General features: G+C 55.6%; 26 protein-coding genes. 16 read left to right on the forward strand and 10 right to left on the reverse strand.

The genetic code is table 11. The annotated features are described in order from the left end of the window. Nucleotides 1–135 precede the first annotated feature (135 nt). The 4 genes from aqpZ to hcr all read left to right on the forward strand — a co-directional run bounded on the left by aqpZ (nt 136) and on the right by hcr (nt 4,625). Entirely contained in the window at nt 136–831 is a 696-nt protein-coding gene (gene aqpZ, locus PGR10_RS14735) for an aquaporin Z (protein WP_015367500.1), read from the forward strand. 117 nt (nt 832–948) lie between these two features. After that, nucleotides 949–1,848 (forward strand): lysine exporter LysO family protein, encoded by a 900-nt coding sequence (locus PGR10_RS14740; protein ID WP_047065549.1) that lies wholly within the window; start codon nt 949–951, stop codon nt 1,846–1,848. 144 nt (nt 1,849–1,992) lie between these two features. Continuing rightward, nucleotides 1,993–3,645, forward strand: coding sequence for a hydroxylamine reductase (gene hcp / locus PGR10_RS14745; RefSeq protein WP_087859971.1), 1,653 nt, complete (start codon nt 1,993–1,995; stop codon nt 3,643–3,645). 11 nt (nt 3,646–3,656) lie between these two features. After that, the gene (hcr, locus tag PGR10_RS14750; protein ID WP_430923700.1) at nt 3,657–4,625 is read left to right on the forward strand and encodes an NADH oxidoreductase; all 969 of its coding nucleotides are present in this window, start codon (nt 3,657–3,659) and stop codon (nt 4,623–4,625) included. A gap of 469 nt (nt 4,626–5,094) precedes the next feature. Here hcr and PGR10_RS14755 read toward each other — a convergent pair whose 3' ends face one another. Further along, nucleotides 5,095–5,529: a DoxX family protein gene (locus PGR10_RS14755; protein ID WP_087859974.1), complete on the reverse strand. Its 435-nt coding sequence runs from the start codon at nt 5,527–5,529 to the stop codon at nt 5,095–5,097. 152 nt (nt 5,530–5,681) lie between these two features. Here PGR10_RS14755 and poxB point away from each other — a divergent pair, with 152 nt between their 5' ends. The 4 genes from poxB to PGR10_RS14775 all read left to right on the forward strand — a co-directional run bounded on the left by poxB (nt 5,682) and on the right by PGR10_RS14775 (nt 10,994). Further along, complete coding sequence (gene poxB, locus PGR10_RS14760; protein WP_430923701.1) at nt 5,682–7,400, forward strand: ubiquinone-dependent pyruvate dehydrogenase; 1,719 nt, start codon at nt 5,682–5,684, stop codon at nt 7,398–7,400. 38 nt (nt 7,401–7,438) lie between these two features. After that, the gene (gene ltaE, locus PGR10_RS14765) at nt 7,439–8,440 is read left to right on the forward strand and encodes a low-specificity L-threonine aldolase (RefSeq protein ID WP_087859976.1); all 1,002 of its coding nucleotides are present in this window, start codon (nt 7,439–7,441) and stop codon (nt 8,438–8,440) included. A 10-nt stretch (nt 8,441–8,450) separates the two neighbouring features. After that, complete coding sequence (locus PGR10_RS14770; RefSeq protein WP_087859977.1) at nt 8,451–9,893, forward strand: SDR family oxidoreductase; 1,443 nt, start codon at nt 8,451–8,453, stop codon at nt 9,891–9,893. Nucleotides 9,894–9,980: 87 nt separating this feature from the next. After that, nucleotides 9,981–10,994, forward strand: coding sequence for an NAD-dependent epimerase/dehydratase family protein (locus PGR10_RS14775; RefSeq protein ID WP_015367508.1), 1,014 nt, complete (start codon nt 9,981–9,983; stop codon nt 10,992–10,994). 45 nt (nt 10,995–11,039) lie between these two features. On the opposite strand, the gene PGR10_RS14780 is transcribed toward PGR10_RS14775, so the two are convergent. Together PGR10_RS14780 and PGR10_RS14785 are read right to left on the reverse strand one after the other, a co-directional pair. Then, a complete protein-coding gene (locus PGR10_RS14780; RefSeq protein ID WP_430923702.1) occupies nt 11,040–11,882 on the reverse strand; it encodes an N-acetylmuramoyl-L-alanine amidase in 843 nt (280 codons plus the stop codon). Next, entirely contained in the window at nt 11,870–13,009 is a 1,140-nt protein-coding gene (locus PGR10_RS14785; RefSeq protein WP_087859980.1) for a GGDEF domain-containing protein, read from the reverse strand. Before PGR10_RS14785 ends, PGR10_RS14780 begins: the two co-directional genes overlap by 13 nt. Nucleotides 13,010–13,373: 364 nt before the next feature. On the opposite strand from PGR10_RS14785, the gene yahO reads away from it, so the two are divergent. The 8 genes from yahO to artJ all read left to right on the forward strand — a co-directional run bounded on the left by yahO (nt 13,374) and on the right by artJ (nt 19,805). Then, entirely contained in the window at nt 13,374–13,646 is a 273-nt protein-coding gene (gene yahO / locus PGR10_RS14790) for a DUF1471 family periplasmic protein YahO (protein ID WP_045396302.1), read from the forward strand. Between the two features lie 302 nt (nt 13,647–13,948). Continuing rightward, a complete protein-coding gene (locus PGR10_RS14795) occupies nt 13,949–15,136 on the forward strand; it encodes an OmpP1/FadL family transporter (protein ID WP_430923703.1) in 1,188 nt (395 codons plus the stop codon). 145 nt (nt 15,137–15,281) lie between these two features. Beyond that, complete coding sequence (locus PGR10_RS14800) at nt 15,282–15,797, forward strand: lipoprotein (RefSeq protein ID WP_430923704.1); 516 nt, start codon at nt 15,282–15,284, stop codon at nt 15,795–15,797. A gap of 226 nt (nt 15,798–16,023) precedes the next feature. Next, the gene (gene artP, locus PGR10_RS14805; protein WP_430923705.1) at nt 16,024–16,752 is read left to right on the forward strand and encodes an arginine ABC transporter ATP-binding protein ArtP; all 729 of its coding nucleotides are present in this window, start codon (nt 16,024–16,026) and stop codon (nt 16,750–16,752) included. A 19-nt stretch (nt 16,753–16,771) separates the two neighbouring features. Beyond that, nucleotides 16,772–17,503 (forward strand): arginine ABC transporter substrate-binding protein ArtI, encoded by a 732-nt coding sequence (artI, locus tag PGR10_RS14810; RefSeq protein ID WP_015367516.1) that lies wholly within the window; start codon nt 16,772–16,774, stop codon nt 17,501–17,503. A 6-nt stretch (nt 17,504–17,509) separates the two neighbouring features. Further along, nucleotides 17,510–18,226 (forward strand): arginine ABC transporter permease ArtQ, encoded by a 717-nt coding sequence (gene artQ, locus PGR10_RS14815; RefSeq protein ID WP_015367517.1) that lies wholly within the window; start codon nt 17,510–17,512, stop codon nt 18,224–18,226. Then, entirely contained in the window at nt 18,226–18,894 is a 669-nt protein-coding gene (artM, locus tag PGR10_RS14820; protein WP_015704859.1) for an arginine ABC transporter permease ArtM, read from the forward strand. Before artQ ends, artM begins: the two co-directional genes overlap by 1 nt. Before the next feature lie 179 nt (nt 18,895–19,073). Continuing rightward, a complete protein-coding gene (artJ, locus tag PGR10_RS14825) occupies nt 19,074–19,805 on the forward strand; it encodes an arginine ABC transporter substrate-binding protein ArtJ (RefSeq protein WP_015367519.1) in 732 nt (243 codons plus the stop codon). Between the two features lie 62 nt (nt 19,806–19,867). Here the strand turns inward: artJ and PGR10_RS14830 are convergent, their stop codons facing one another. From PGR10_RS14830 to potG, 7 genes are all read right to left on the reverse strand, one after another. Continuing rightward, entirely contained in the window at nt 19,868–21,340 is a 1,473-nt protein-coding gene (locus PGR10_RS14830; protein WP_213317750.1) for a sensor histidine kinase, read from the reverse strand. Next, nucleotides 21,337–22,053, reverse strand: coding sequence for a response regulator transcription factor (locus PGR10_RS14835; protein WP_015704857.1), 717 nt, complete (start codon nt 22,051–22,053; stop codon nt 21,337–21,339). The genes PGR10_RS14830 and PGR10_RS14835 overlap by 4 nt, the downstream gene beginning before the upstream one ends. Before the next feature lie 77 nt (nt 22,054–22,130). Beyond that, a complete protein-coding gene (rlmC, locus tag PGR10_RS14840; RefSeq protein WP_213317751.1) occupies nt 22,131–23,258 on the reverse strand; it encodes a 23S rRNA (uracil(747)-C(5))-methyltransferase RlmC in 1,128 nt (375 codons plus the stop codon). 42 nt (nt 23,259–23,300) lie between these two features. Next, nucleotides 23,301–23,789 (reverse strand): YbjO family protein, encoded by a 489-nt coding sequence (locus PGR10_RS14845; protein WP_045396319.1) that lies wholly within the window; start codon nt 23,787–23,789, stop codon nt 23,301–23,303. Between the two features lie 58 nt (nt 23,790–23,847). After that, nucleotides 23,848–24,693 carry a putrescine ABC transporter permease PotI gene (gene potI, locus PGR10_RS14850; protein WP_430923706.1) on the reverse strand — a complete coding sequence of 282 codons (846 nt, stop codon included), beginning with the start codon at nt 24,691–24,693 and terminating at the stop codon, nt 23,848–23,850. Continuing rightward, the gene (potH, locus tag PGR10_RS14855) at nt 24,690–25,643 is read right to left on the reverse strand and encodes a putrescine ABC transporter permease PotH (RefSeq protein WP_015367525.1); all 954 of its coding nucleotides are present in this window, start codon (nt 25,641–25,643) and stop codon (nt 24,690–24,692) included. Before potH ends, potI begins: the two co-directional genes overlap by 4 nt. A 10-nt stretch (nt 25,644–25,653) precedes the next feature. Beyond that, nucleotides 25,654–26,787, reverse strand: coding sequence for a putrescine ABC transporter ATP-binding subunit PotG (gene potG / locus PGR10_RS14860; protein ID WP_430923707.1), 1,134 nt, complete (start codon nt 26,785–26,787; stop codon nt 25,654–25,656). Between the last annotated feature and the right edge of the window lie 4 nt (nt 26,788–26,791).

Raw genomic sequence — 26,791 nt, forward strand, 5'->3', positions numbered from 1 at the left:
AATTTATTTAACTAGTCCGAGGGTGGCGTTCGTCCCTAGAATAGCGACGCTTTATTTTTATCGTCATCCTTTGCGTCGATAAATAAAGACCGGCACGTCATAACGTGTTCGTTTACATTATTATTTGAGGTGGTTATGTTCAGAAAATTAGCAGCAGAGTGCTTTGGCACATTCTGGCTTGTATTCGGCGGCTGCGGCAGCGCAGTGCTGGCAGCGGCTTTCCCGGAATTGGGAATTGGTTTTGCCGGCGTCGCCCTGGCCTTCGGTTTAACCGTATTAACCATGGCTTTTGCCGTGGGTCATATTTCCGGCGGGCACTTTAACCCAGCGGTCACTTTAGGCCTGTGGGCTGGCGGTCGTTTCCCGGCTAAAGACGTAATTGGTTATATTATCGCCCAGGTTGTCGGCGGTATTATTGCCGCCGCGGTGCTGTACGTCGTCGCCAGCGGTAAAGCCGGTTTCGACGCTGCCGCGAGCGGCTTCGCTTCAAACGGTTTCGGCGAACACTCTCCGGGTGGCTACTCCATGCTGTCCGCTATCGTTATCGAAATCGTGTTGACCTGCGGATTCCTGCTGGTTATTCACGGTGCGACCGATAAAAACGCCCCGGCGGGCTTTGCGCCGATCGCCATCGGCCTGGCGCTGACCCTCATTCACCTGATTAGCATTCCGGTCACCAACACCTCCGTAAACCCGGCGCGTAGCACCGCGGTCGCTATCTTCCAGGGCGGCTGGGCGCTGCAACAGCTGTGGCTGTTCTGGGTGATGCCAATCATCGGCGGTATCCTCGGCGGCGTGCTGTACCGCACCCTGCTCGAAAAACGCGACTAATCCTCGCAAGAAGCCCGGCGACGCCGGGCTTTTTCTTTTTGTCGACAGCTTTACTCGGCCTGGCGAATTGGGTAGTGTCAGTGGCGCTATTCTTATTTTGCAAGGACCTTGCCGTTCATGTTTTCGGGACTATTAATCATTCTGCTGCCGTTGATTGTCGGCTACCTTATTCCTCTGCGTCACCCTTCCGCACTGAAACTGATTACCCGGCTGCTTAGCTGGATTGTTTACGTTATCCTCTTTTTCATGGGGATTAGCCTTGCCTTCCTCGATAATCTCAGCAGCAATCTGTTATCAATACTGCATTACTCCGCGGTCAGCATTGTGGTTATTATTCTGTGCAATATTGCAGCACTGCTATGGCTGGATAAAAAAATGCCGTGGCGAGTCAAGCATCGTCCGGAAAAATTACCCTCGCGCCTGGCGATGGCTCTCGAGTCACTACAGCTGCTTGGCGTAGTGCTAATTGGTTTCCTGCTGGGATTAAGCGGCCTCTCTTTTTTACAGCATGCGACTGAAGCCAGCGAATATACTTTAATTTTCTTATTATTCCTCATCGGTATTCAGCTACGTAATAATGGAATGACTTTACGCCAAATTGTGCTTAATCGCCGCGGAATGATTGTCGCGGTGGTGGTCGCGGCCAGCTCATTATTTGGCGGAGTGATTAATGCCCTTATTCTTGGTCTGCCCATTAAAACCGGTCTGGCGATGGCATCCGGCTTCGGCTGGTACTCCCTTTCCGGAATCCTGATGACCGAATCCTACGGCCCGGTCATTGGCAGCGCGACATTCTTTAACGATCTGGCCCGCGAACTGCTGGCGATAATGTTAATCCCCGGCATGGTAATGCGCAGCCGCTCTACCGCGCTTGGGCTGTGCGGCGCAACCTCGATGGACTTTACTCTGCCGGTGCTACAGCGCTCCGGCGGCGTGGAAATCGTGCCTGCAGCCATCGTCCACGGTTTTATCCTCAGCCTGCTGGTGCCGGTGCTGATGGCGTTCTTCTCAGCCTGATCCCCCTATGGCGGTAGGTTCCCTACCGCCAAAATTGCGCTAAATCAATCTCCCTTTAAGTTGTGTCAGAAATACCTTTTCTCCATACGGCGACAGGCATAACCTTAAACATGTATCTAAAATATAACTTTAAAAGGTGTGATCATGTTTTGTGTGCAATGTGAACAAACTATCCGTACGCCGGCAGGAAATGGCTGTTCTTACGCGCAGGGTATGTGCGGTAAAACCGCTGAAACCTCCGATTTACAGGATCTGCTGATTGCTTCGCTGCAGGGCCTATCCGCATGGGCCGTTAAGGCACGTGAATACGGCATCATCGATCATGAGGTGGATAATTTCGCCCCGCGGGCGTTCTTCTCTACTCTAACCAACGTGAACTTCGACTCGCCGCGTATCGTCGGCTACGCCCGTCAGGCCATCGCGATGCGCGAGGCGCTGAAAGCGCAATGCCTGAATATTGATGCCAAGGCTTCGGTCGACAGCCCGGTAGCCGATCTGCAGCTGGTTAGCGATGATCTGGGCGAGCTGCAACGTCAGGCGGCGGACTATACGCCAAATAAAGACAAGGCCGCGATCGGTGAGAATATCCTCGGCCTGCGCCTGCTGTGCCTGTACGGCCTGAAAGGCGCCGCGGCCTATATGGAACACGCGCACGTGCTCGGTCAGTACGACAACGACATTTACGCCCAGTACCATAAAATCATGGCGTGGCTGGGTACCTGGCCTGCCGATATGAACGCTCTGCTGGAATGTTCGATGGAAATCGGCCAGATGAACTTCAAAGTGATGAGCATCCTCGACGCCGGTGAAACCACGAAATATGGCCACCCGACGCCGACCCAGGTCAACGTTAAAGCGACCGAAGGTAAGTGCATCCTGATCTCCGGGCACGATCTGAAAGATCTGTATAACCTGTTAGAGCAGACTGAAGGCACCGGCGTTAACGTCTATACCCACGGTGAAATGTTACCGGCTCACGGTTACCCGGAGCTGCGTAAGTTTAAACATCTGATCGGCAACTACGGCAGTGGTTGGCAAAACCAGCAGGTTGAATTCGCCCGCTTCCCGGGGCCCATCGTGATGACCTCAAACTGCATCATCGACCCAACCGTCGGCGCCTACGACGACCGCATCTGGACTCGCAGCATCGTCGGCTGGCCGGGCGTCAATCATCTGGAAGGCGAAGATTTCTCCCCGGTTATCACCCAGGCGCAGCAAATGGCCGGCTTCCCGTATAGCGAAATCCCGCATCTGATCACCGTTGGTTTCGGCCGCCAGACGCTGCTCGGCGCGGCGGATACGCTGATTGATCTGGTCAGCCGTGAAAAACTGCGCCACATCTTCCTCGTCGGCGGCTGCGACGGCGCGCGCGGCGAACGTAACTACTTCACTGATTTCGCTACCAGCGTACCGGACGACTGCCTGATTTTGACTCTCGCATGCGGTAAATACCGCTTCAACAAACTGGATTTCGGCGATATCGAAGGCCTGCCGCGTCTGGTCGACGCCGGTCAGTGTAACGATGCCTACTCGGCGATTATTCTCGCAGTAACGCTGGCGGAAAAACTGGGCTGTGGCGTAAACGATCTGCCGCTGTCGTTGGTGCTCTCCTGGTTCGAACAAAAAGCCATCGTCATCCTGCTGACGCTGCTGTCGCTCGGGGTGAAAAACATCGTCACCGGCCCGACCGCGCCTGGCTTCTTCACGCCGGACCTGCTGGCTGTCCTCAACGAGAAATTTGGTCTGCGTTCCGTCACTACCGTAGAACAAGATATGCAGCAGTTGCTGAGCGCATAAGGAGTCACCGCATGACAATGCCAACTCAACAGTGCCCGTGGCGAATGCAGGTTCATCATATTCAGCAGGAAACGCCGGACGTATGGACGATTTCGTTGCTGTGCCACGACTACTATCCCTATCGCGCCGGGCAGTACGCGCTGGTTAGCGTGCGCCATTCGGCGGATACGCTGCGCGCCTACACGCTCTCCTCAACGCCGGGGGTCAGTGAGTACATTACGCTGACCGTTCGTCGTATTGACGATGGCGCAGGCTCACAGTGGTTAACCCGCGATGTAAAACGCGGCGACTATATCTGGCTGTCGGATGCGATGGGCGAGTTTACCTGCGAAGATAAAACAAGCGATCGTTTTCTGATGCTGGCCGCAGGCTGCGGCGTGACGCCGATTATGTCGATGCGCCGCTGGTTGGCGAAGTACCGCCCGCAGGCGGATGTGCAGGTTATCTTTAACGTGCGTTCGCCGAAGGATGTCATTTTCGCCGAAGAGTGGCGTCAATACCCGGTCACGCTGGTGGCGGAACACGACGCGACGCCGGGCTTTATCGCCGGGCGCCTCACCCGCGAGCTGTTGCAAAGCGTGCCGGATCTCTCCAGCCGTACCGTGATGACCTGCGGCCCGGCGCCTTATATGGAGATGGTGGAACAAGAAGTGACGGCGCTTGGCGTGACGCGTTTCTTTAAAGAGAAGTTCTTTACCCCGGTGGCGGAAGCCGCTACCGACGGATTGAAATTTACCAAGCTGCAGCCGGCGAAAACGTTCTACGCACCGGTCGGCGCCACGTTGCTGGACGCGCTGGAGAGCAATAAAGTACCAGTGACCGTCGCCTGCCGCGCTGGCGTCTGTGGCTGCTGCAAAACCAAAGTGGTTGCCGGCGAATACAGCGTAACCAGCACTATGACGCTGACCGATGCGGAAATCGCCGACGGCTACGTGCTGGCCTGCTCCTGCCACCCGCAGAGCGATCTGGTTCTCGCCTGAGGTCAAAATCCCCGGTGGCGCTACCGCTTACCGGGGCTACAGGACCGTAGATACTGTTATCGGTTTGCAACGGTTTTGGTCGGGGAAAACATGTGCTTTGTGTTAATTCTGAGCACATTGCGCTCCGATATTTCTTCTGCGTTATGCCCCTCATGGCGCAGGGAGCGCACAGGGGGCGGCCAGTCGCCGCCAACACCGACAGTTTCAGCCAGCATGGTGAATAAATTAAAGGCAGGCCACACTGTTATCGGTTTGCAACTTTTTTAAGGGTTTTCCCGGACGCGGCGCGTTGCGCCTTCTCCGGGCTACCAAATCGCATCGTGCTGTAGCCCCGGTAAGCTGCAGCGCCACCGGGGGATTTTGAGATCACCAGCACCAGTAGTGTCAGCCAGCGTGGTGAATAAATTAAAGGCAGGCCGCACGGACCGTAGGCCGGATGGCGGCATTAATGCCGCCATCCGGCACTTTTTTACCGCCAGACCGACTGACCGGCCAACGAATAACGACCTGCCCCTAATAGCGCAATCGCCAGCGCGCCGATAAAGAAATAGACCAGGCTTTCAATCGCCCATGCGCCGACGGCATCCAGCTCGAATGTCTTACCTGTCCCAACCATCAGCCAGGCCACCACCATGGTAAACGCCAGCACCAGCGCCGCCGGGCGCGTCAATACGCCAAGAATAAGCAAACAAGGCGCGACGACTTCCCCCACCAGCACGCCGTAGGCAATAAATCCCGGCAGCCCTTTCGCGACCAGCATACCGCTGATGCCATCCACACCGTCGATTAGCTTATGCAGACCGTGAAATAACATTAAGCCGCCAACGGCAAGTCGTAACAAGAGTTTACCGGCGTCTTCATGCGATAGCGTTTTATTTACTGTATTTAACAATCCCTTAACCATTTGATGTTCTTCCTGTTTTACACCCTGTGTGCTCCCAGAGTATGCGCAATACTCCATCAATAAAACCAGCGAAAAATAAGGGGCAATCGGCAACACAACCTGCAGTTTCATCTAAGCTTGATAGCGTTATCACAAAAAGGAGATGGAAAACCATGAAACAGACCGTAGCGTCATACATTGCAAAAACGCTTGAACAAGCGGGCGTGAAACGTATTTGGGGAGTGACCGGGGATTCCCTCAACGGCTTGAGCGACAGTTTAAACCGCATGGGTACCATCGAATGGATGCCGACCCGCCATGAAGAGGTTGCCGCCTTTGCCGCCGGCGCGGAAGCACAGCTCACCGGCGAACTGGCGGTGTGCGCCGGTTCCTGCGGGCCTGGCAACCTTCATCTGATTAACGGTCTGTTTGATTGCCATCGTAACCACGTACCGGTGCTGGCCATTGCGGCCCATATTCCGTCGAGCGAAATCGGTAGCGGCTATTTCCAGGAAACGCATCCGCAGGAGCTGTTCCGCGAATGTAGCCACTACTGCGAGCTGGTCTCCACTCCTGAGCAAATTCCGCAGGTGCTGGCTATCGCCATGCGTAAGGCGGTGATTAACCGCGGCGTGTCGGTGGTGGTCCTGCCCGGCGACGTGGCGCTAAAACCGGCTCCGGAAAGCGCCAGCAGCCACTGGTATCATGCCCCGCTTCCCACGGTCACTCCGGCGGACGAAGAGCTGCACAAGCTGGCGCAGCTTATCCGCTACTCGAGTAATATTGCCCTGATGTGCGGCAGCGGCTGTGCCGGCGCGCACCAGGAGCTGGTGGAGTTTGCGGCGAAAATTAAGGCCCCTATCGTCCATGCCCTGCGCGGGAAAGAGCACGTCGAATACGACAATCCTTACGATGTTGGCATGACCGGGCTTATCGGCTTCTCTTCCGGTTTCCATACCATGATGAACGCCGACACGCTGATCCTGCTCGGCACCCAGTTCCCCTATCGCGCGTTCTATCCCACCGACGCCAAAATTATCCAGATCGACATCAACCCCGGTAGCATCGGCGCGCACAGTAAGGTGGATATGGCGCTGGTGGGCGATATCAAATCGACCCTGAAAGCGCTGCTGCCGCTGCTGGAAGAGAAAACCGATCGCCGCTTCCTCGATAAAGCGCTGGAGGATTATCGCGAAGCGCGTAAAGGGCTTGACGATCTCGCCAAACCCAGCGAAAAAGCGCTCCATCCCCAGTATCTGGCGCAGCAGATTAGCCGCTTTGCCGACGACGACGCGATCTTTACCTGCGACGTCGGTACCCCCACCGTCTGGGCGGCGCGCTATCTGAAAATGAACGGCAAACGCCGCCTGCTGGGTTCGTTTAACCACGGCTCGATGGCCAACGCCATGCCGCAGGCTATTGGCGCCAAAGCGACCGCGCCGAATCGCCAGGTCATCGCGATGTGCGGCGATGGCGGTTTCAGCATGCTAATGGGGGATTTTTTATCGCTGGCGCAGATGAAGCTGCCGGTGAAAATCGTCATTTTTAATAACAGCATTCTCGGCTTCGTGGCGATGGAGATGAAAGCCGGCGGCTATCTGACCGACGGTACCGAACTGCACGACACCAACTTCGCCCGCATTGCCGAAGCCTGCGGGATCAAAGGGATGCGCGTCGAGAAAGCCTCGGAGGTTGATGAGGCGCTGCAAACGGCCTTTAGCACCGACGGCCCGGTGTTAGTCGATGTGGTGGTAGCCAAGGAAGAGCTGGCGATCCCGCCGCAAATTAAGCTGGAGCAGGCCAAAGGATTTAGCCTGTATATGCTGCGGGCGATTATCAGCGGACGCGGCGATGAAGTGATCGAACTGGCGAAAACCAACTGGCTCAGGTAAAACAATGCTATCACCCTGAATCAGAACAAGGATATGCCGTGATAGATCTTCGCAGTGATACCGTAACTCGCCCCGGGCGCGCCATGATGGAGGCCATGATGGCCGCCCCGGTCGGGGACGATGTGTATGGCGACGACCCAACCGTCAATGAACTCCAGCGCTATGCCGCTGAGCTCGCTGGTAAAGAGGCGGCGCTGTTTCTGCCTACCGGCACCCAGGCCAACCTCGTTGGCCTGCTTAGCCACTGCCAGCGCGGCGAAGAGTACATCGTCGGCCAGGGCGCGCATAACTATCTGTATGAAGCCGGCGGCGCAGCGGTGCTGGGCAGTATTCAGCCGCAGCCGATCGATGCCGCGGCGGACGGTTCGCTGCCGCTGGATAAAGTCGCGGCCAAAATTAAGCCCGACGATATCCATTTCGCCCCCACCCGCCTGTTAAGTCTGGAGAATACGCACAACGGTAAGGTGTTGCCGCGGGGCTATCTGCAAGAGGCCTGGGCGTTCACCCGCCAGCGTAATCTGGCGCTACACGTCGATGGCGCGCGTATCTTCAACGCCGTTGTAGCGTACGGCTGCGAGCTGCGCGATATCGCGCAATACTGTGATTCGTTCACCATCTGCCTGTCAAAAGGGCTCGGCGCGCCGGTCGGGTCTCTGCTGCTGGGCAGCGAAGCGTACATCCGACGCGCCATTCGCTGGCGTAAAATGGTCGGCGGCGGGATGCGTCAGGCTGGCATTCTGGCCGCCGCCGGTCTGTACGCTCTGCGAAATAACGTTACCCGTCTGCAGGAAGATCACGACAACGCCGCGTGGATGGCGGAACAGCTACGCGCCGTCGGCGCTGACGTGATGCGCCACGACACCAACATGCTGTTCGTGCGCGTCGGTGAGGAGCAGGCGCGCGCCCTCGGCGAATTCATGCAGGCTCGCGGCGTGTTGATCAACGCCTCGCCAGTCGTGCGTCTGGTCATGCATCTCGATGTTAACCGCCAGCAGTTGACGGAAGTGGTCGGTCACTGGCAAGCCTTTTTACAACGCTAAGGAGTCAGGCGTGTCGCAATCTATTCTGGTGCTCGGCGCCAGCGGCTATATTGGCCAGCATCTGGTGCGCGAATTAAGCGCGCGAGGTTATCCGGTGTTGGCGGCGGCACGCCATATCGACAGGTTGCAGAAGCTCGATCTTCCCGGCGTCACCTGCCACGCTATCGACCTCAATCAACCGCAGGATCTCCCTGCTCTGCTTCGCGGGGTTGATACCCTTTACTACCTGGTGCATGGCATGGGCGAAGGCGGCGATTTCATCGCCCATGAACGCCGCGTCGCCGTTAACGTGCGAGATGCCTTGCGTCAGACGCCGGTGCGCCAGGTCATCTTTCTCAGCTCGCTGCAGGCGCCAGCCCAGGAGCAGTCCGACCATCTGCGCGCCCGCCAGGTGACGGCCGATGTCCTACGCGAGTCAGGGATCCCCGTTACCGAGTTACGGGCGGGTATCATCGTCGGCGCCGGATCCGCCGCTTTTGAAGTGATGCGCGACATGGTTTACAACCTGCCGGTGCTGACGCCGCCGCGCTGGGTACGATCGCGCACCACGCCCATCGCGCTGGAAAACCTGCTTTACTATCTGGTGGAGTTACTTAACCATCCGGCTCGCGAGCACCGCGTCTTCGAGGCTGCCGGTCCGGATGTCCTGAGCTATCAGCAGCAGTTCACCCATTTTATGGCGGTCAGCGGCAAGCATCGCCTGTTGATTCCTATCCCCTTTCCGACCCGCTGGATTTCGGTGTGGTTCCTGAACGTTATCACCTCGGTCCCCCCCACCATCGCTAAAGCGCTGATTCAGGGGCTAAAACACGATCTGATCGCCGACGATCGTTCGCTACGCGCGCTGATCCCGCAAACGTTGATTCCCTTCGATCAGGCGGTGCGTCGTACCCTGAAAGAGGAAGAACAGCTGGTGAACTCCAGCGACTGGGGCTACGACGCTCAGGCTTTCGCCCGCTGGCGGCCGGAGTATGGCTACTACCCAAAGCAGGCAGGCTGCACCGTCAGCACCCAGGCGAGCCGTAAGGCACTGTGGCAGGTGGTGAACCAAATCGGCGGCAAAGAGGGCTACTTCTTCGGCAATATCCTGTGGAAAATCCGCGGCGCTATGGACCTGCTGGTCGGCCACCGCCTGGCCAAGGGGCGACCGCAGCATGATTATCTGCAAACCGGCGATACGGTAGATAGCTGGAAGGTGATTATTGTGGAAGAAGAACAACAGTTAACCCTATTGTTTGGCATGAAAGCTCCCGGTCTGGGTCGTTTAAGCTTTACTATTAGCGATAAAGGCGACCATCGCGAACTGGACGTTCGCGCCTGGTGGCATCCACACGGCATGCCCGGCCTGTTCTACTGGCTACTGATGATCCCGGCGCATCTGTTTATTTTTCGCGGCATGGCGCGACGCATCGCCCGCCAGGCCGAGCAAATCACAGGCAAAAACGAAGATTAAGCGTTATTCTTTCATGATTCTCATTGCATACTCGGGAGAATCACGGAAAAATGCGCACGAAATTCTTTTCTGGGACAGTAGATTGATATGAAGGTACTGGTTACCGGTGCGACCAGCGGATTAGGCCGTAATGCGGTGGAATATCTGCGCAACAAGGGCATCAGCGTGCGAGCGACCGGGCGCAACGAAGCGATGGGTAAGCTTCTGAGCAAAATGGGCGCGGAATTTATTCCCGCTGATCTAACCGAACTGGTCTCTTCGCAGGCTAAAGTGATGCTCGCCGGTATTGATACGCTTTGGCACTGTTCCAGCTTTACCTCGCCGTGGGGTACCCAGCAAGCCTTCGATTTAGCCAACGTTCGTGCGACTCGTCGTCTTGGCGAATGGTCCGTTGCCTGGGGCGTACGCAATTTCGTCCATATTTCTTCGCCTTCGCTCTATTTCGATTATCACCACCATCGCGATATTCAGGAAGATTTCCGCCCGCACCGCTTCGCCAATGAATTCGCCCGCAGCAAGGCGGCCAGCGAAGAGGTTATCAACCTGCTGGCGCAGGCGAACCCGCATACCCGCTTTACGATTTTGCGCCCGCAAAGCCTGTTTGGGCCGCATGATAAGGTCTTTATTCCGCGCATGGTGCAGATGATGCGCCACTACGGCAGCGTGCTCTTGCCGCGCGGCGGTAACGCGCTGGTGGACATGACTTACTACGAAAACGCGGTGCATGCGATGTGGTTGGCCAGTCAGCCGCAGTGCGACCACTTACCTTCCGCGCGGGCGTGGAATATCAGCAACGGCGAGCCGCGGACGCTGCGCAGTATCGTGCAGAAGCTCATCGACGAGCTGGGCATCAAGTGCCGAATCCGCTCGGTGCCCTATCCGATGTTGGATATTATTGCCCGCAGCATGGAGCATTTCGGCAATAAATCGGCAAAAGAACCCGCTTTCACCCATTACGGCGTTTCGAAGCTCAATTTCGACTTTACCCTCGATATCAGCCGCGCTCAGCAGGAACTTGGCTATCAGCCGATCGTTACCCTGGATGAGGGGGTTACCCGTACCGCCGCGTGGTTAAAGGACCACGGCAAACTGCACGATTAAAACCATCGCTTACGGCAGCAAACCATCCTGTTTGCTGCCAAAGGTTTACCCTTGCCCATATTTTTCCAGCAACGCCTCGGCGATGGCCTGCGTTTGCGCATCGGCCACGCCGTCCCAGCGTGCCGGCCTGAAGTGCATCTGGAAGGCCATAATCACCCGTTTTTGCTGCGCCGGAGTCATCTCTGGGGTGACCTGATAGCCGTAGCGCGACAGCAGGTCTAACAATTCTCCGCTATCAACCGGTTGCCAACTCGGACGCCCTTGCAGATAAAAGGCGACACGTGAATCATCAGGCCAGGCGCCAATCCCCTGCTGCGCCAGCGCTCGCCACGGGAACAGCGGGCCAGGGTCATCCTTGCGCTGCGGCGCGATATCGGCATGAGCGACGACGTTTTGCGGCTGAATGTGATAGCGGGCAATGATATCTTTCGCCAGCGGGATAAGCGCTTCAATTTGCGCCGGATTAAATGGGGTAAAATGTTTTATATCGCCATTTTTTTGCCAGCCGCGATTTTCCAGCTCAATACCGATCGAGGTATCATTGATGCGCGTGCTGCCGCGCCAGAAGCTGATGCCGGCATGCCAGGCTAAATCTTCCTCCGGCACCAGTTGCCAGATACGCGGTTTACCGTGGTGCAGCGGCGGCTGCTCGGGAATTAAATAGTGTGAACTGACCTCTTTGTCGGTCAGGGTCGCCAGCGAGACATCAAAGTTATCGGCGGTATAGTGAATGACCAGGACTTTAATACGCGGATAGGCCGCCTGTGCCGGATGGCGGGTATCCAACTGATAACCCTGTTTGTCGACAATACCCTGCTCCTGCGCACAGCCTGCCAGTAGCAAAGCGGCAAGCGCAAGCTGAAGAATACGCTTTCCTAATAAGACCATCGATTACGCCCTTCCTGCTTAGCTTTATACAGCGCAGCATCCGCCTGCGCGATCAACTCTGAAGGTGGAGTGCTTCCCTCTGAGGCAACAATTCCCATACTGACCGTCACCAGCGGCCCGGCATCGGATTTGGCATGCGGCAGCGCCGCTTCGCGAATCTTCTGTTGGATCCGCTGCGCCACCGCCGTAGCGTTATCTAATGATTGCAGCGGCAGAACAATCACAAACTCCTCGCCGCCATAGCGCGCCACCATATCATCCTGCGCGCGCACCGACATTTTCAATACCGAGGCGATACAGGAAAGGCAATAATCTCCCGCCTGGTGCCCGTAGTGATCGTTATAACGTTTAAAGAAATCGACATCGAGAATAATAAGCGCCAGCGGCTCTTTACCTTCCCACGCCTGAGCTAAAAAATTGTCCAACGCCCGGCGGTTCGCGGTCGCCGTCAACGCATCCTGATTAGCCATGTTTTCCAGACGGTTAATCAGCTGAATATTCTCCTGATGGGTGTTCCAGGCCTCGTCATACCAGCGCTGCAAGATCTGACGGCCGTATACCATAATAGCGGTACATATTCCCCAAAGGATTAAAAAACGTAAATCGACGCCGTGATGTATTTGCACCCCTGCAAGCAACGAGGTAACCCATAAAGGAACAAGATAAGCCGCAATGCCCACTGGGAAATAATAGAGCGCGGCAAGACCGGTGGTCATTAAAATAACCAGCAGCGGCCACGCGAATGGCAATGACCAGAAAATGATGAAGCAGTAACTACTCATCGACCAACACAAACTGAGGATCAACAAGATAGCGGAAATCACTTTTGTAGCATAGGCACCACTTAATATCCGCCCGGAGATAACCATCAGGCAAAGCGCCAGCGAGAAAACAATAATGGCCCCAAGCGCCATCTCCAGATAAGGAATAATATAATGGTTAGACAACCTTTGGTGATCGAACTCGGTGAACAGAACGTTGCGGAAGATGACCATCAAGGCAAAGGAGATATTGACGAACGCCAGCCACGGCATGCTGCGCGACAGCGCGTGCTTTTGTACATTTTCGCGATTGGCCCACAGCATCGTTCGATTTTCGCGCGGATCAAGCCGTTGTTCTGTAGGCATAGCTACTCCTTTTTCAGCTTCCGGACAATGCGTTAAGCTGCCTGCGGTGACTTTTCTATATGATAAACCATCAGCCCGGGAATGTCTGTTGCCGGCCGCTTCAGCCACTCGCTGCTTAACGTCATTTTCAGCTAACGACAGATAAAAAAGGTCTTACGACCCGATACAGTCTATTGCGCAATAAAAAGCAAGCGTTATCAATGAGAACCACGTCATCTTTTCTTTAAAAAATCGTTAATTAAAGGTCATAAAAATGCAGCATTTCGCTTGAAAAAAAGACGGGCTTGATTCACTCTGAGGGCGCTCATTGGTTAGTTAAAACAAGGGCATGATGATAGCAAGATAAACAATGGAGATTAATAATATGAAATATGCAGCTTTAGTGGCAGGTGCAGCATTGTTTTTAACCGCGAACGCATTTTCTGCAGAAATTCTGAGCAAAGAAGATTTCGCTAAAGTACAGGGTCAATACCACAAAATTGGTACCATCTCCTCTACCGGACAAACTGCGCCGAGCGATGCGCGCGAAGAACTGATCAAAAAAGCCGATGAAAAAGGCGCTGACGTTGTGGTTCTCTCTTCCGGCAATACCGATAAGAAACTGCACGTATCCGCGAATATCTATAAGAAGAAATAATTAGTTATTACTGATATAGAAACATTATCATCGCATGGTGATAATGTTTCTTACTTATTACTCGACGAACATTTATTTTTATACTCTTTTTCCATTTACCCCTCGTTAATAGTCATATCAAATATGCGCCATCATCAGGATGGTCATTCGCATAGCGTTTAAAAATAGCTAAACCACTCCGTTATCGGACTCGCAATACATCCCCCGGACTATCAATATAAATCCGATGCTATAACAGATATGCCCACTATACATTTGTGGCATAAGAATATGCTCGCGTTTTACATTACCGCAGGTGGCAAATGAAAAAAATCGCATTCCTTATTTCTGGGTTGCTCTGCTCTGGCTTCAGCCATGCCAGCGCACTCTATTTTTATGAAATCGGCACCGAAGACGTCGGCCTGGCAGGCGCAGGTCAGGCCGCCCGCGCGCAGGACGCCTCCACCATCGTCACCAACCCAGCCGGCATGACCCGGCTTCCTGACCATATGTTTACCGGCGGCGCGCAGGTCATGGGCGGCGATATCCCGTATCAGATGAATAACGAACACGGCGGTAATAGCCCTGGTAACGTGATGAATCTGTTTCCTAACGCCAGCGGCTTTTACGCACAGAAAATTAACGATGATTTATATGCCGGGATTGGCTTGTACGGCAACTACGGTTTAGGCATCGATTTTGGCAACTGGGCCGGCGATCGTCTTATCAAGAAAAGTACCATGGTGGCGATGACGCTGAGCCCGTCGCTGGCGTGGAAACTTAACGATCGGCTCTCTGTCGGCGCATCCGCCAACCTGAACTACGGTTATTTATCGCTGACGCGCAACGTCGACGGTAATGATGAGAAAGATAAAGATCATGACTGGGCGATGAGCTACCGTCTGGGCCTGCTGATGCAGTTGACCGACCAGACGCGCGCCGGCATCACCTGGAACAGTAAAACCGATTATGACTTTAACGTTAAGGGCAAAGCGCGTTTCCCAAACTTACCTAACGTCTCGTATGATTTACCACTCTCCGCCCAGGTCCGCGCGCCGCAGCAAATCATGGTCAGCATGGTGCACGATATCAATAAACAGTGGTCAGTCATGGGCGATCTCGGCTGGCAGGACTGGAGCCAGTTCGGCAGCCCGCAAATCACCGTTGCCGGTCACGAAAGTCATAAAAATAACCGCCTGAAGGATTCCTGGCATAGTGCCGTCGGCGTGCAGTACCGGCCGACCGAGCAATGGCGTCTGAACGCCGGTGTCGGTTTCGACAGTACGGTTTATGATTCGCAAAGCGACACGGCGCTCTCGCTGCCAACCGGCGATGAGTGGCGCTTCGCTACCGGCGCGCAATACCAGATAACCCCCGCCAGCAATATCGGCGTCGCGGTATCTTATCTACATATGCAATCTTCCCACGTAAAATCTCCGGAAATTATCGCCGGCAGCTACGATCACCCTTATCTGTGGTTCGCCAGCGTCAACTATAGTTATCAGTTCTGATGCGCCGGCTGCCCGCGCAAGAGGCGCGGGCAGCGATGGTCGTTGTTACATCAAGGTCTTAGCTCTTTGCGTCAAGTACAATTGGCGCGCTTACGCTATGCTTTAGCAGAATCTAACAACGTAGTGAGTTCATAAGGAAATCATCATGCGCTACAACATTCTTGCACTTGTTTTGCCTTGCGCACTGGCGCTGAGCGCCTGTACCACCGTGACCCCGGCTTATAAAGACAACGGCACCCGCAGCGGGTCCTGCATCGAGGGCGGCCCGGACGAGGTAGCGCAGCAGTTCTATGATTATCAAATCCAGCACCGTAATAACGATCTCACCGCGCTGCGCCCGTATCTGAGCGACAATCTGGCAAAACTGCTGAACGACGCCCGTCAGGACCCGTCGCGCAACGCGCTGCTGCAATCAAATCCATTCTCCAGCAGTTCCACCCCGGCGGATAGCGCCGACGTCGCCAGCGCCTCAACCATCCCGAACCGCGATGCGCGCAATATTCCGCTGCGCGTTGAATTGAAACAGGGTACTCAGAGCTGGAAAGATGAAGTGCTGATGATTCAGGAAGGCCAGTGCTGGGCGGTTGACGATGTCCGCTATCTTGGCATAAACAGCCACGCTCCGGCCGGCTCGCTGCGTCAGAGTCTTGAGAAACGCTAATTTCGGCGTTAAAGCCACCCCGCTGAAACGATAACCCCGGTAAAATGTCGGTATTCCGTGCGGTAATGCCGACATTTGTTCCCCCCTACCACACGAACCCATATTTTGTGCTAACTTTAGTGATAAATGTGGTTTACATTTAACTTTTAACGCATAAATATTGCATAACTATTCTGTCAAAGGTACTATTTGCGGCCTCAATAGCTATTTGTATCAGACTGCCCAGATGAGTATTAAACTAAACGGCATTAATTGCTTCTACGGCGCGCACCAGGCGCTGTTCGACATCACGCTGGATTGCCCGCAGGGGGAAACGCTGGTGCTCCTCGGCCCAAGCGGCGCCGGTAAAAGCTCGCTGCTTCGCGTACTCAACCTGCTGGAGATGCCGCGTTCCGGTACCTTAAACATCGCCGGTAATCAATTCGACTTCACCAAAGCGCCGTCTGACAAAGCTATTCGCGAGCTGCGCCAGAATGTCGGGATGGTCTTCCAGCAGTACAACCTGTGGCCACACCTGACCGTGGTACAAAACCTGATCGAAGCCCCGTGCCGCGTGCTGGGCTTAACCAAATATCAGGCGCTGGCGCGCGCCGAAAAACTACTTGAGCGTTTACGCCTTAAACCTTACAGCGACCGCTATCCGCTGCATCTGTCAGGTGGTCAACAGCAGCGCGTAGCGATAGCCCGCGCGCTGATGATGGAGCCGCAGGTGCTGCTGTTTGATGAACCCACCGCCGCGTTGGATCCGGAAATTACCGCCCAGATCGTCAGCATCATTCGCGAACTGGCGGAAACCGGAATCACCCAGGTTATCGTTACCCACGAAGTGGAAGTGGCGCGTAAAACCGCCAGCCGCGTGGTGTATATGGAAAACGGGCATATCGTTGAGCAAGGGGATGCTAACTGCTTCGCGCATCCGCAAACCGACGCCTTTAAAAACTATCTTTCACATTGATGTTTTCGGGGAAATAACGATGAAAAAAGTACTGATTGCCGCTCTGCTCGCGGGCATGAGCCTTTCCGCTACCGCAGCCCAGACTATCCGTTTCGCCACCGAGGCCTCCTACCCTCCGTTTGAGCTGGTAGACGCCAACAACAAAATCGTCGGCTTTGACGTCGATCTGGCTAACGCGCTGTGTAAAGAGATGGACGCGACCTGCACCTTTACTAACCAGGCTTTCGATAGCCTGATCCCAGGGCTGAAATTCCGCCGCTTCGACGCCGTCATGGCCGGTATGGATATCACCCCTGAGCGTGAAAAACAGGTGCTGTTCAGCACCCCGTATTATGAAAACTCGGCGCTATTTGTCGGCCAGCAGGGCAAGTTCACCGGCATTGACCAGCTGAAAGGCAAAAAAGTTGGCGTGCAGAACGGTACTACCCATCAGAAATTTATTACTGATAAACATCCGGAAATCACCACCGTTCCTTATGACAGCTACCAGAATGCCAAACTGGACCTGCAAAACGGCCGCATTGACGCCGTCTTTGGCGACACGGCGGTAGTGACCGAATGGCTGAAGAGCAATCCGAAGCTGGCCCCGGTGGGTGATAAAGTGACGGATAAAGACTACTTCGGTACCGGCCTCGGCATTGCGGTTCGTCAGGGCAATACCGAGCTGCAGCAGAAATTTAACGCTGCGCTGGAAAAAGTGAAGAAAGATGGGACGTACCAGACCATCTATAGCAAATGGTTCCAGAAGTAACGCTGAATGAACGAATTTTTTCCATTAGCAAGCGCCGCCGGGATGACCGTCGGCCTTGCCGTTTGCGCGCTGGTCATCGGCCTGGTGCTGGCGATGCTTTTCGCCGTGCTGGAGTCGGTGAAATGGCGCCCTGTGGCATGGCTGGCGACCGGCATCGTGACGATTTTACGCGGCCTACCGGAAATCCTGGTGGTGCTGTTTATCTACTTTGGTTCCTCGCAGCTGCTGCTGACGCTGTCTGACGGTTTTACTCTCAATCTTGGGTTTGTGCAGATTCCGGTACAGATGCAAATTGAAAACTTCGACGTCAGCCCGTTCCTCTGTGGCGCCATTGCGCTTTCCCTGCTCTATGCCGCCTATGCCTCGCAGACCCTGCGCGGCGCCTTGAAAGCGGTGCCGCAGGGGCAGTGGGAGTCCGGACAAGCGCTGGGTTTGTCAAAGGCGGCGATATTCTTTCGCCTGGTGATGCCGCAGATGTGGCGCCATGCCCTGCCGGGCCTGGGCAACCAGTGGCTCGTATTGCTGAAAGATACCGCGCTGGTCAGCCTTATCAGCGTCAACGACCTGATGCTGCAAACCAAAAGTATTGCTACCCGTACTCAGGAGCCGTTTAACTGGTACATCATTGCAGCAGCGATTTATCTCGTCATCACCCTGTTGAGTCAATACATCCTCAAGCGTATTGACCAGCGTGCGACGCGCTTCGAACGGAGACCAGGTTGATGCTCGATTACTTACCCGAACTGCTGAAAGGGCTGCATACTAGCCTGACGCTGACGGCGGCATCGATCGTCGTGGCGCTGATCCTGGCGCTGATCTTTACCATCGTCCTGACGTTAAAAACGCCGGTGGTGGTATGGATCGTCCGCGGCTATATCACACTGTTTACCGGTACGCCGCTGCTGGTACAGATCTTCCTGATCTATTATGGACCAGGACAGTTCCCGTCATTACAGAATTACCCGGTGCTGTGGCATCTCATCTCTGAGCCCTGGCTGTGCGCGCTGATCGCTTTGTCGTTAAACAGCGCGGCTTATACCACCCAGCTGTTCTATGGCGCCATCCGCGCCATTCCGGACGGCCAGTGGCAGTCCTGCAGCGCGCTGGGGATGAGCAAGAAGGATACGCTGGCGATTCTGCTACCGTATGCTTTTAAACGCGCCCTCTCCTCGTACTCTAACGAAGTGGTGTTGGTCTTTAAGAGCACCTCGCTGGCTTACACCATCACGCTGATGGAAGTGATGGGTCATGGCCAGCTGCTTTACGGGCGCACCTATGACGTGATGGTCTTCGGCGCAGCCGGTATCATTTATCTGGTGGTGAACGGCCTGCTGACGCTCTTGATGCGTCTGGTGGAAAGAAAAGCGCTGGCCTTCGAGCGCCGTAACTAACATCACGAAATGCATAAACAGTAATATATGAAACGGGTAAGTGCTAATGCTTACCCTTTTTTTTTATAACCAATAAAATAAACATACAACTTTATTGCATATAAATTCATTTAGTGGCATTGTGAACTTCAGCCGTAAACCGGCACAACATCATAAGATTGACCGACGGGAGTCCCACTATGAAAAAGTTAGTTCTGGCCGCACTGCTTAGCTCTTTCGCCTTTGGCGCCGCTGCCGCGGAAAAAATCAGCTTTGGCGTTTCCGCGACCTATCCGCCATTTGAATCCATGGATGCGAATAACCAGATTGTCGGTTTCGATCTTGATCTGGCCAAAGCGCTGTGTAAGCAAATGCAGGCCGACTGTACTTTTACCAACCACGCTTTCGACAGCCTGATCCCGGCGCTAAAATTTAAAAAGTATGATGCGGTGATCTCCGGCATGGACATCACGCCTGAGCGTAGCAAACAGGTCGCGTTTACCGACCCGTACTATGCCAACTCGGCGCTGGTGATCGCCAAAAAAGACGCGTACCACTCTTTTGATGACCTGAAGGGTAAGCGTATCGGCATGGAAAACGGCACCACGCACCAGAAATACCTGCAGGATAAGCACCCGGAAGTCAAAACCGTCGCTTACGATAGCTACCAGAATGCCATTATCGACCTGAAAAACGGCCGTATCGACGGCGTCTTCGGCGATACCGCGGTGGTCAACGAATGGCTGAAGACCAACCCGCAGTTAGGCGCGGCGACGCCGAAAGTAACCGACCCGCAGTACTTCGGTACCGGCCTCGGCATTGCGGTGCGCCCGGATAATAAAGCGCTGCTGGAAAAACTCAATGCCGCGCTGAAAGCGATTAAAGCTGACGGAACCTACCAGAAAATTAGCAACCAGTGGTTCCCTGAGTAAGACCTGCGCTTCCCGGCTTATGGCGCAACCGCCTGAGCCGGGCCTATCGGCAACGCTCTCCCTCACAACGGCAGGGTAAACTGGAAACAGGCCCCTGCCGGTACTTCCAGCAGGCGAATATCGCCCCCGTGCAGTTGCAGCATCCGGCGAACAATCATCAACCCCAGCCCGCCCCGTGATGCGCTCTGCTGCCCCGGTTCCAGTACCGATGGCCGCTCAAACAGATTGGCCCGTAATTCACCGGCGACGCCCGGGCCGCTATCGGCCACCTCGACCACCACCTGCGTCCCCTGCAGGCGCGACGACAGACGAATTTCGCCCCCATGCGGAGTGTGGCGGATGGCGTTATCCAGCAGATTGGTTAATACCCGCTCCATCATCGAAAGGTCAGCCTCAACCAAAGGCAAGCCTGACGCCAATTCCAGGCGCAGACGGATTTCGCGGGTGGCAATCGCCAGATCGAATTTTTGCGCCACGTCCTGAATCAGCTCAGCAAGGATAAACTTTTCCGGCTGCGGCTTAATACCGCCATGTTCAAGGCGAGCCAGCTCAAATAGCTGTTGTGAGAGATGACGGACTTTATTTCCCTGGCGTAGCGCGATATTCAGATACTGCTTGCGCTCCTGCGCCGTCAGGCGATCATCCTTAAGCGATAACGTCTCCAGATATCCCAGCAGCGAAGTCAGCGGCGTGCGCAGGTCATGCGAAATATTGGCAATAAATTCCCGGCGCTGACGATCGCTATCAGCCAGCCGATCCCATTGCCCGGCGATCTGCTGCGCCAGTTCGATAAACCGGTTATGCAGCAGCGCCACTTCATTTCCGGGATGCGGGTCCGGCGCCTGCGCCGCCAGCGCCTTAATCGCGCGAATGCTGTCGCTATCACCCGCCGCCACCAGCGCCGTCAGCTGGCGTACAGGGCGTGTCACCCAGTACCACGCCAGGCCGCCGGCCAACAGGCCAAACAACGCCACCAGCAGCAGGGTCCATAGCAGCAGGCTCCACAGCGTCTTCTGCCAGGCGCTCTGTGCCAGTTCATTAAACGTTTCGCCCTGCAGAATAATATAAAGATAGCCACGTAGCTGGCCGTCAAGGCGTAGCGGCGCGGCGCTAAATACTTTTTGCTGGTCCACGCTGCGCGGATCGTCGCCATAAATCGGCCACGCGCCGCCGGAGAGAAACGTCTGCACCGGCGCCATGGCAATGCGCTGGCGTTTAATGTGCCCCGGCGGCGCGGCATCCGCCAGCAGCTCGCCATCCGGCGAAACGAGGTACAGCTCGACGCTTGGGTTAAACACCATCAGACGGTCGAAGAGTGGTTTCAACGCCGCGCGATCCACCTCGCCGTGGGCGTTGAGCAGCGGCTCGCGGGTGGCAATCTGCTGCGCCAGACCGGCGGAAAGCCGTTGCACCATGACGTTACCGTACTGCGCGCTGCTATAGAGCTGGAGCAGACAAACGGACAGCGCGCACAGCAGCAGCAAGGCGATAAACACCAACGACAGCCGCTGGCTGAGGCTGAGTCGGCGGATCATGACTGCGCCCCGGCGCTATAGGGCGCAAATTTATAGCCCTTCCCCCAGACGGTAAGAATAATGTCCGGCTCTGCCGGGTCGCGCTCTATTTTCGTACGCAGGCGATTGATATGCGTGTTGACAGTATGTTCGTAGCCTTCATGCTGATAGCCCCAGACGCTATCCAGCAGCGCCAGGCGCGAAAAAACTTCGCCGGGATGGCGGGCAAAGTAATACAGCAGATCGAATTCGCGCGGCGTGAGGTCTACCAGTTCACCGCGTAGCCTGACCTCCCGGGACAGCGGGTCGATATTCAGGCCGTGGCAGGCGATACGTCCGGCATCCATCAAGAGATTTTGTCCCATCGCTTCCTGACGGCGGAACACCGCCTTCACCCGGGCAATCAGCTCCAGCAGAGAAAAAGGTTTCGCCAGATAATCATCGGCACCCATCTCCAACCCCTGCACGCGTTGGGTTTCGCTGGAACGGGCGCTAATAATAATCACCGGTAGATAGCGCGTTTGCTGACGGATGCGACGGCAAATCTCCAGCCCGTCGACGTTAGGCAACATCAGGTCAAGAATCACCGCATCCCAGACGCCGTTATCCAGCTGGCGCAGCGCCTGCGCGCCGTCCGCCTCGTGCACGATTTGATACCCTTCATCCTGCAGATTCAGGCGCAACAAAGCCGCAATATCATCATCATCTTCCACCAGCAGGATTTTTTTACTCATCAGATTCGCTCCACGAATTTCACGCTCGTTTCATAAAGCTTACCCGATTTCAGCCGCTTAAAAAGTTCACATTTTGTTTAAACTTCACGAACCAGCAGCGTCAGCACTTCATAATGCGCGGTATGTGGGAACATATCGAACAACTGTACTCGCTCAAGGCGATAGCCCTGCAGAAGATCAATATCTGCGGCCATTGTCCGGGCGTTACAGCTCGAGTAAATGATATACGGCGGCGCCATGCGGCTTAGATAATCGCACAGTTCGGCGCCGATGCCGCGCCGCGGCGGGTTGACCAGCACCAGCTGTGGAATATCGTCTTCATACGTCGCGAATTGCGTGGAATCCAGCGCCTGAAAATGAAGATTGGTTAATCCCAACTGGGCCGCGGATTGCTTCGCGCAGGCGATGGCTTCCGGGGCGATTTCGATCCCGGTAAGACGCATCTGCGGGGTGGCGCAGTGCAGACCGAAACCGCCGACGCCGCAAAATAGATCCCACATGTGGTTGACCGGCAGCGCGCGTACCCAGTCGCGGGCGGTCGCATAGAGCTGGCTCGCCACCGTCGGGTTGGTCTGGAAAAAGCTTTGCGGGCGGATCCACAGCGGTACGCCGTTAAAGTTCTCCGCCAGCGCCTGTTGATCGCTGAGGAAAATCTCCTCCTCCCCTTCCATGATAGCCATGTGCACGGGCTGAATATTGGCGGTAATCACCTTAAGCTGCGGCAACTGCTGCTGTAACCACGGCAGCGCGGCGCGCAGCTGTTCAAGCTTAGCCGCAGAGCGCAGGACGAAACGCAACATCATGCCGCCCTGCTGGCTTTCGGTCAGCAGCAAATACTTCAGTTCGCCGCGCTTGCGGGCAACGTTATAGGGGGTGAGTCCGGCGCGGGCGATAAACGGCTTCAGCGCGGCGAAAACCGGCGCGAAACTTGGCGGGTACAGCGGGCAATCGGTGAGATCTTCCGGGGTGCCATCGCGATGCAGCATGCCGAGCAGCGGGCGCTCTACGCTACCGCTTACGACCATTTTCGCTTTGTTGCGAAACGCCGTCTCCGGACCTGAGACCGGAGCAAGCCATGTCGCCACCGGATGACTCGCCAGCAGTTCGCGCAGGTTCGCCATTTTATCGGCGAGCTGTTGCGTCAATGGCAATTCCAGCCACTGACAGGAACGGCAGCGGCCCGCGTCGTAAAGTGCGCAATGCATAAGAAGACCTTCAAGAAAACCGGGGCGGGGATTGTATCACCCTTATTGCAAGCGGAAAAACCGTCGGCACGACGCCGGGATAAACAATAGCGCCAGCACCAGCAGATCCGGCAGCTTTTGCAGAAACAGCGCATGGAGAATTTCCCGCTTCGACTCGCCGGCCACGCTGAACAGTTCCGGATAGCCGTAGCCAATCGAGGCCGCCCACAGATAAGAGATGACGATGATTTGCGTCAGCAGGTAGAGCCAGCGCGCCCAGTTGCGGCCTTTCACCAGCGAAAAAGCGCACCAGATCTCGATAAACACCAGCGCCAGGCTCGCCAGAAACACCAGCGTCAGGGCCCAGGTTTGCACACTACGATGAATAAAATCGGCAATCCCCTGCACGCCGAGCTGATTGAGGATCATTAACAGATCGAGACCGCGAATTAAGATAATAGCGAAGGCCGCCACCTGTACCAGCACAGGGACGTTGAGACGAGCATGAGACGATCGAGTTTTTGTAAACAATCCCAACGTAAAGTCATCCATGAAAACGGCGCCACGAGTGCGGCGCCGATAATAGGCTCTGTTAGCGATTTTAGTGGGTTCAGCCCCTTCTTGCACGCTGGATATCGCGCACTCGCTGCTTTTCTGCGCGAGCCATTAAATACCAGGCGATAAAACCGACAATTCCCACCACGCCGAGGATTAAGGTCGCCAGGGCGTTAATTTCCGGGTTAACGCCCATCCGCACGCTGGAGAAAACCAGCATCGGTAGCGTCGTCGCCCCTGGCCCGGAAACGAAACTGGCAATGACCAGGTCATCAAGAGACAAGGTAAAGGCCAGCAGCCAGCCGGAAATGACCGCGGGCATAATCATCGGCAAGGTTATCACGAAAAACACCTTCAGCGGCGCGGCGCCAAGATCCATCGCCGCCTCTTCGATTGACCTGTCCAATTCGCGCAGACGTGAAGAGATCACCACCGCCACATAGGCGGTACAGAAGGTGACATGCGCCAGCCATATCGTCAACATGCCGCGATCCGATGGCCAGCCGATGGAATGCCCCAGCGCGACAAACAGCAGCAGCAGCGACAGCCCGGTAATCACATCGGGCATCACCAGCGGCGCGGTGATCATAAAAGCAAAACCGTTGGAACTGCGAAAACGGCCAAAACGCACCAGCACCACCGCGGCAATCGTGCCAAGGATCGCCGCCGCCGTCGCCGCACAGGCGGCAATGGTCAGGCTTAACCCCACCGCGCTCATCATCGCGTCATCATGAAACAGCTCGCTATACCAGCGAGTCGACCACCCCGCCCATACCGTCACCAGCTTCGAACTGTTAAATGAATAGATAACCAGCATCAGCATCGGCGCATACAGGAAGGTAAAACCGAGCACGAGGATCAGAATCCGCCACGGCGAACGTACTACCGGTAAGTCATTCATCCATGATCCCCCATCTGTTTTTGCTGATGTTTGTGGAACCACATGATCGGCACGATCAGTAGCAATAGCATCACAATAGCCACCGCCGATGCTACCGGCCAGTCGCGGTTATTAAAGAACTCCTGCCACAGCACGCGGCCAATCATAATGCTGTCGGGGCCGCCGAGCAGTTCCGGGATCACGAACTCGCCCACCGCCGGAATAAACACCAGCATCGAACCGGCGATAATGCCGCCTTTCGTTAACGGAACAATCACCTGGAAGAAGGTCTTTAACGGCCTGGCGCCGAGATCCAGCGACGCTTCCACCAGCGAATAGTCGATACGCGTCAGCGCGGTATAAATCGGCAGCACCATGAACGGCAGGTAGGCGTAAACGATACCGATGTATACCGCCAGGTTGGTATGCAAAATCTCCAGCGGCTGATCGATAACTCCAAGCCACAACAGGAAGTTATTGAGCACCCCGTTGCTTTTCAGCAGCCCCATCCAGGCGTAAACGCGAATGAGGAACGAGGTCCACGAAGGTAATATCACCAACAGCAGCAGGATATTTCGCGTCGACGGCTTGCTATGCGCCACCGCCCACGCCAGCGGATAGCCCAATAGCAGACAGCAAAAGGTGGAAATGGCCGCCACCTGCAACGACTGCAGATAAGCCTCAAAGTACAGCGGATCGTCGGTCAGCTGCAGGAAGTTGCCGAGGTTGAGCGTCAACGTCAGTTGACCGTCGGCCCATGACAGTAACTCGGTATAGGGCGGGATCGCCCGCGCCATTTCGGCCAGACTGATTTTAAAAACGATCAGGAATGGCAGTAAAAACAGCAGGATTAACCACAGATACGGCAGCGCAATCACCAGCTTACGCCCGTGGGCCATCTGCTGGCGCGCCAGCCACAGGGCAAAACCGCCGGGCTTTTTGCCGCCGGCTGGAGGTTCTAATGTGCTCATCGCCCTCTCCTTACACCGTCAGAACAACGCAGCTATCGGCGTCCCAGCACAAGCGAACTTCATCACCCCAGGTCGGCATGCCTTTGCGATGGCGATGTTCGTTTTGCAGCTGGGCGCTTATCATCTGCCCGCTTTTGAGACGGACATGATAGATAGACAGATCGCCGAGGTAGGCAATATGGATAACCTCGCCTACCGCAAAGTTAAAGCCGTCCGCCGGCGGTTCGTCGCAGAGCATGATTTTCTCAGGACGCAGCGCCACCCAGACCGGCACGTTATCCACCACCGAAGCATCCGGATCGACCTTCAGCGGATGTACCAGCCCCGGCGCATTCAGTACCAGACCATCTTCCAGCCGCTCTTTGACCAGCCCTTCGAAGACGTTTACCGAACCGATAAACTCGGCGCTATAGCGAGTCGTCGGATGTTCATAGATCTCCTCCGGCTCGCCTATCTGCACGAACTTGCCGCGGTTCATGATGGCGATACGACCCGCCATGGTCATCGCCTCTTCCTGGTCATGGGTGACCATCACGCAGGTGACGCCGACGCGCTCAAGAATATCCACCACCTCAAGCTGCATCCGGTCGCGCAGTTTTTTATCCAACGCGCCCATCGGTTCATCGAGCAGCAGCAGTTTCGGCCGCTTCGCCAGACTACGCGCCAGCGCCACGCGCTGACGCTGGCCGCCGGAAAGCTGGTGCGGCTTGCGTTTGGCGAACTCCTGCATATGCACCAACGCCAGCATCTCCTGGACGCGGGCGTTAATCTCCGCCTTCGGCAGCTTGTCCTGCTTGAGACCAAAGGCGATATTTTGCTCCACCGTCATGTGCGGAAACAGCGCGTAAGACTGGAACATCATATTGATCGGCCGTTGATACGGCGGCACGCGCGCCAGGTCGACGCCCTCCAGCACAATCTGCCCGGCGGTGGGCAACTCAAAACCTGCCAGCATGCGTAGCAACGTCGATTTCCCGCAGCCGGACGCGCCCAGTAAGGCAAATATTTCGCCTTTATAAATGGTGAGATTGACATCATCGACGGCGTGTTGCCCATCGAAGGATTTGGTTAAATTACGGATTTCCAGCAGCGGGGTCAGCGCTTTGGGGGCTTTCGCCTGTGGGCGGGGCATTGCGTCATTCACTCGG

Source organism: Klebsiella sp. 141198, from assembly GCF_050600785.1.
Taxonomy (GTDB): Bacteria; Pseudomonadota; Gammaproteobacteria; order Enterobacterales; family Enterobacteriaceae; genus Klebsiella; species Klebsiella aerogenes.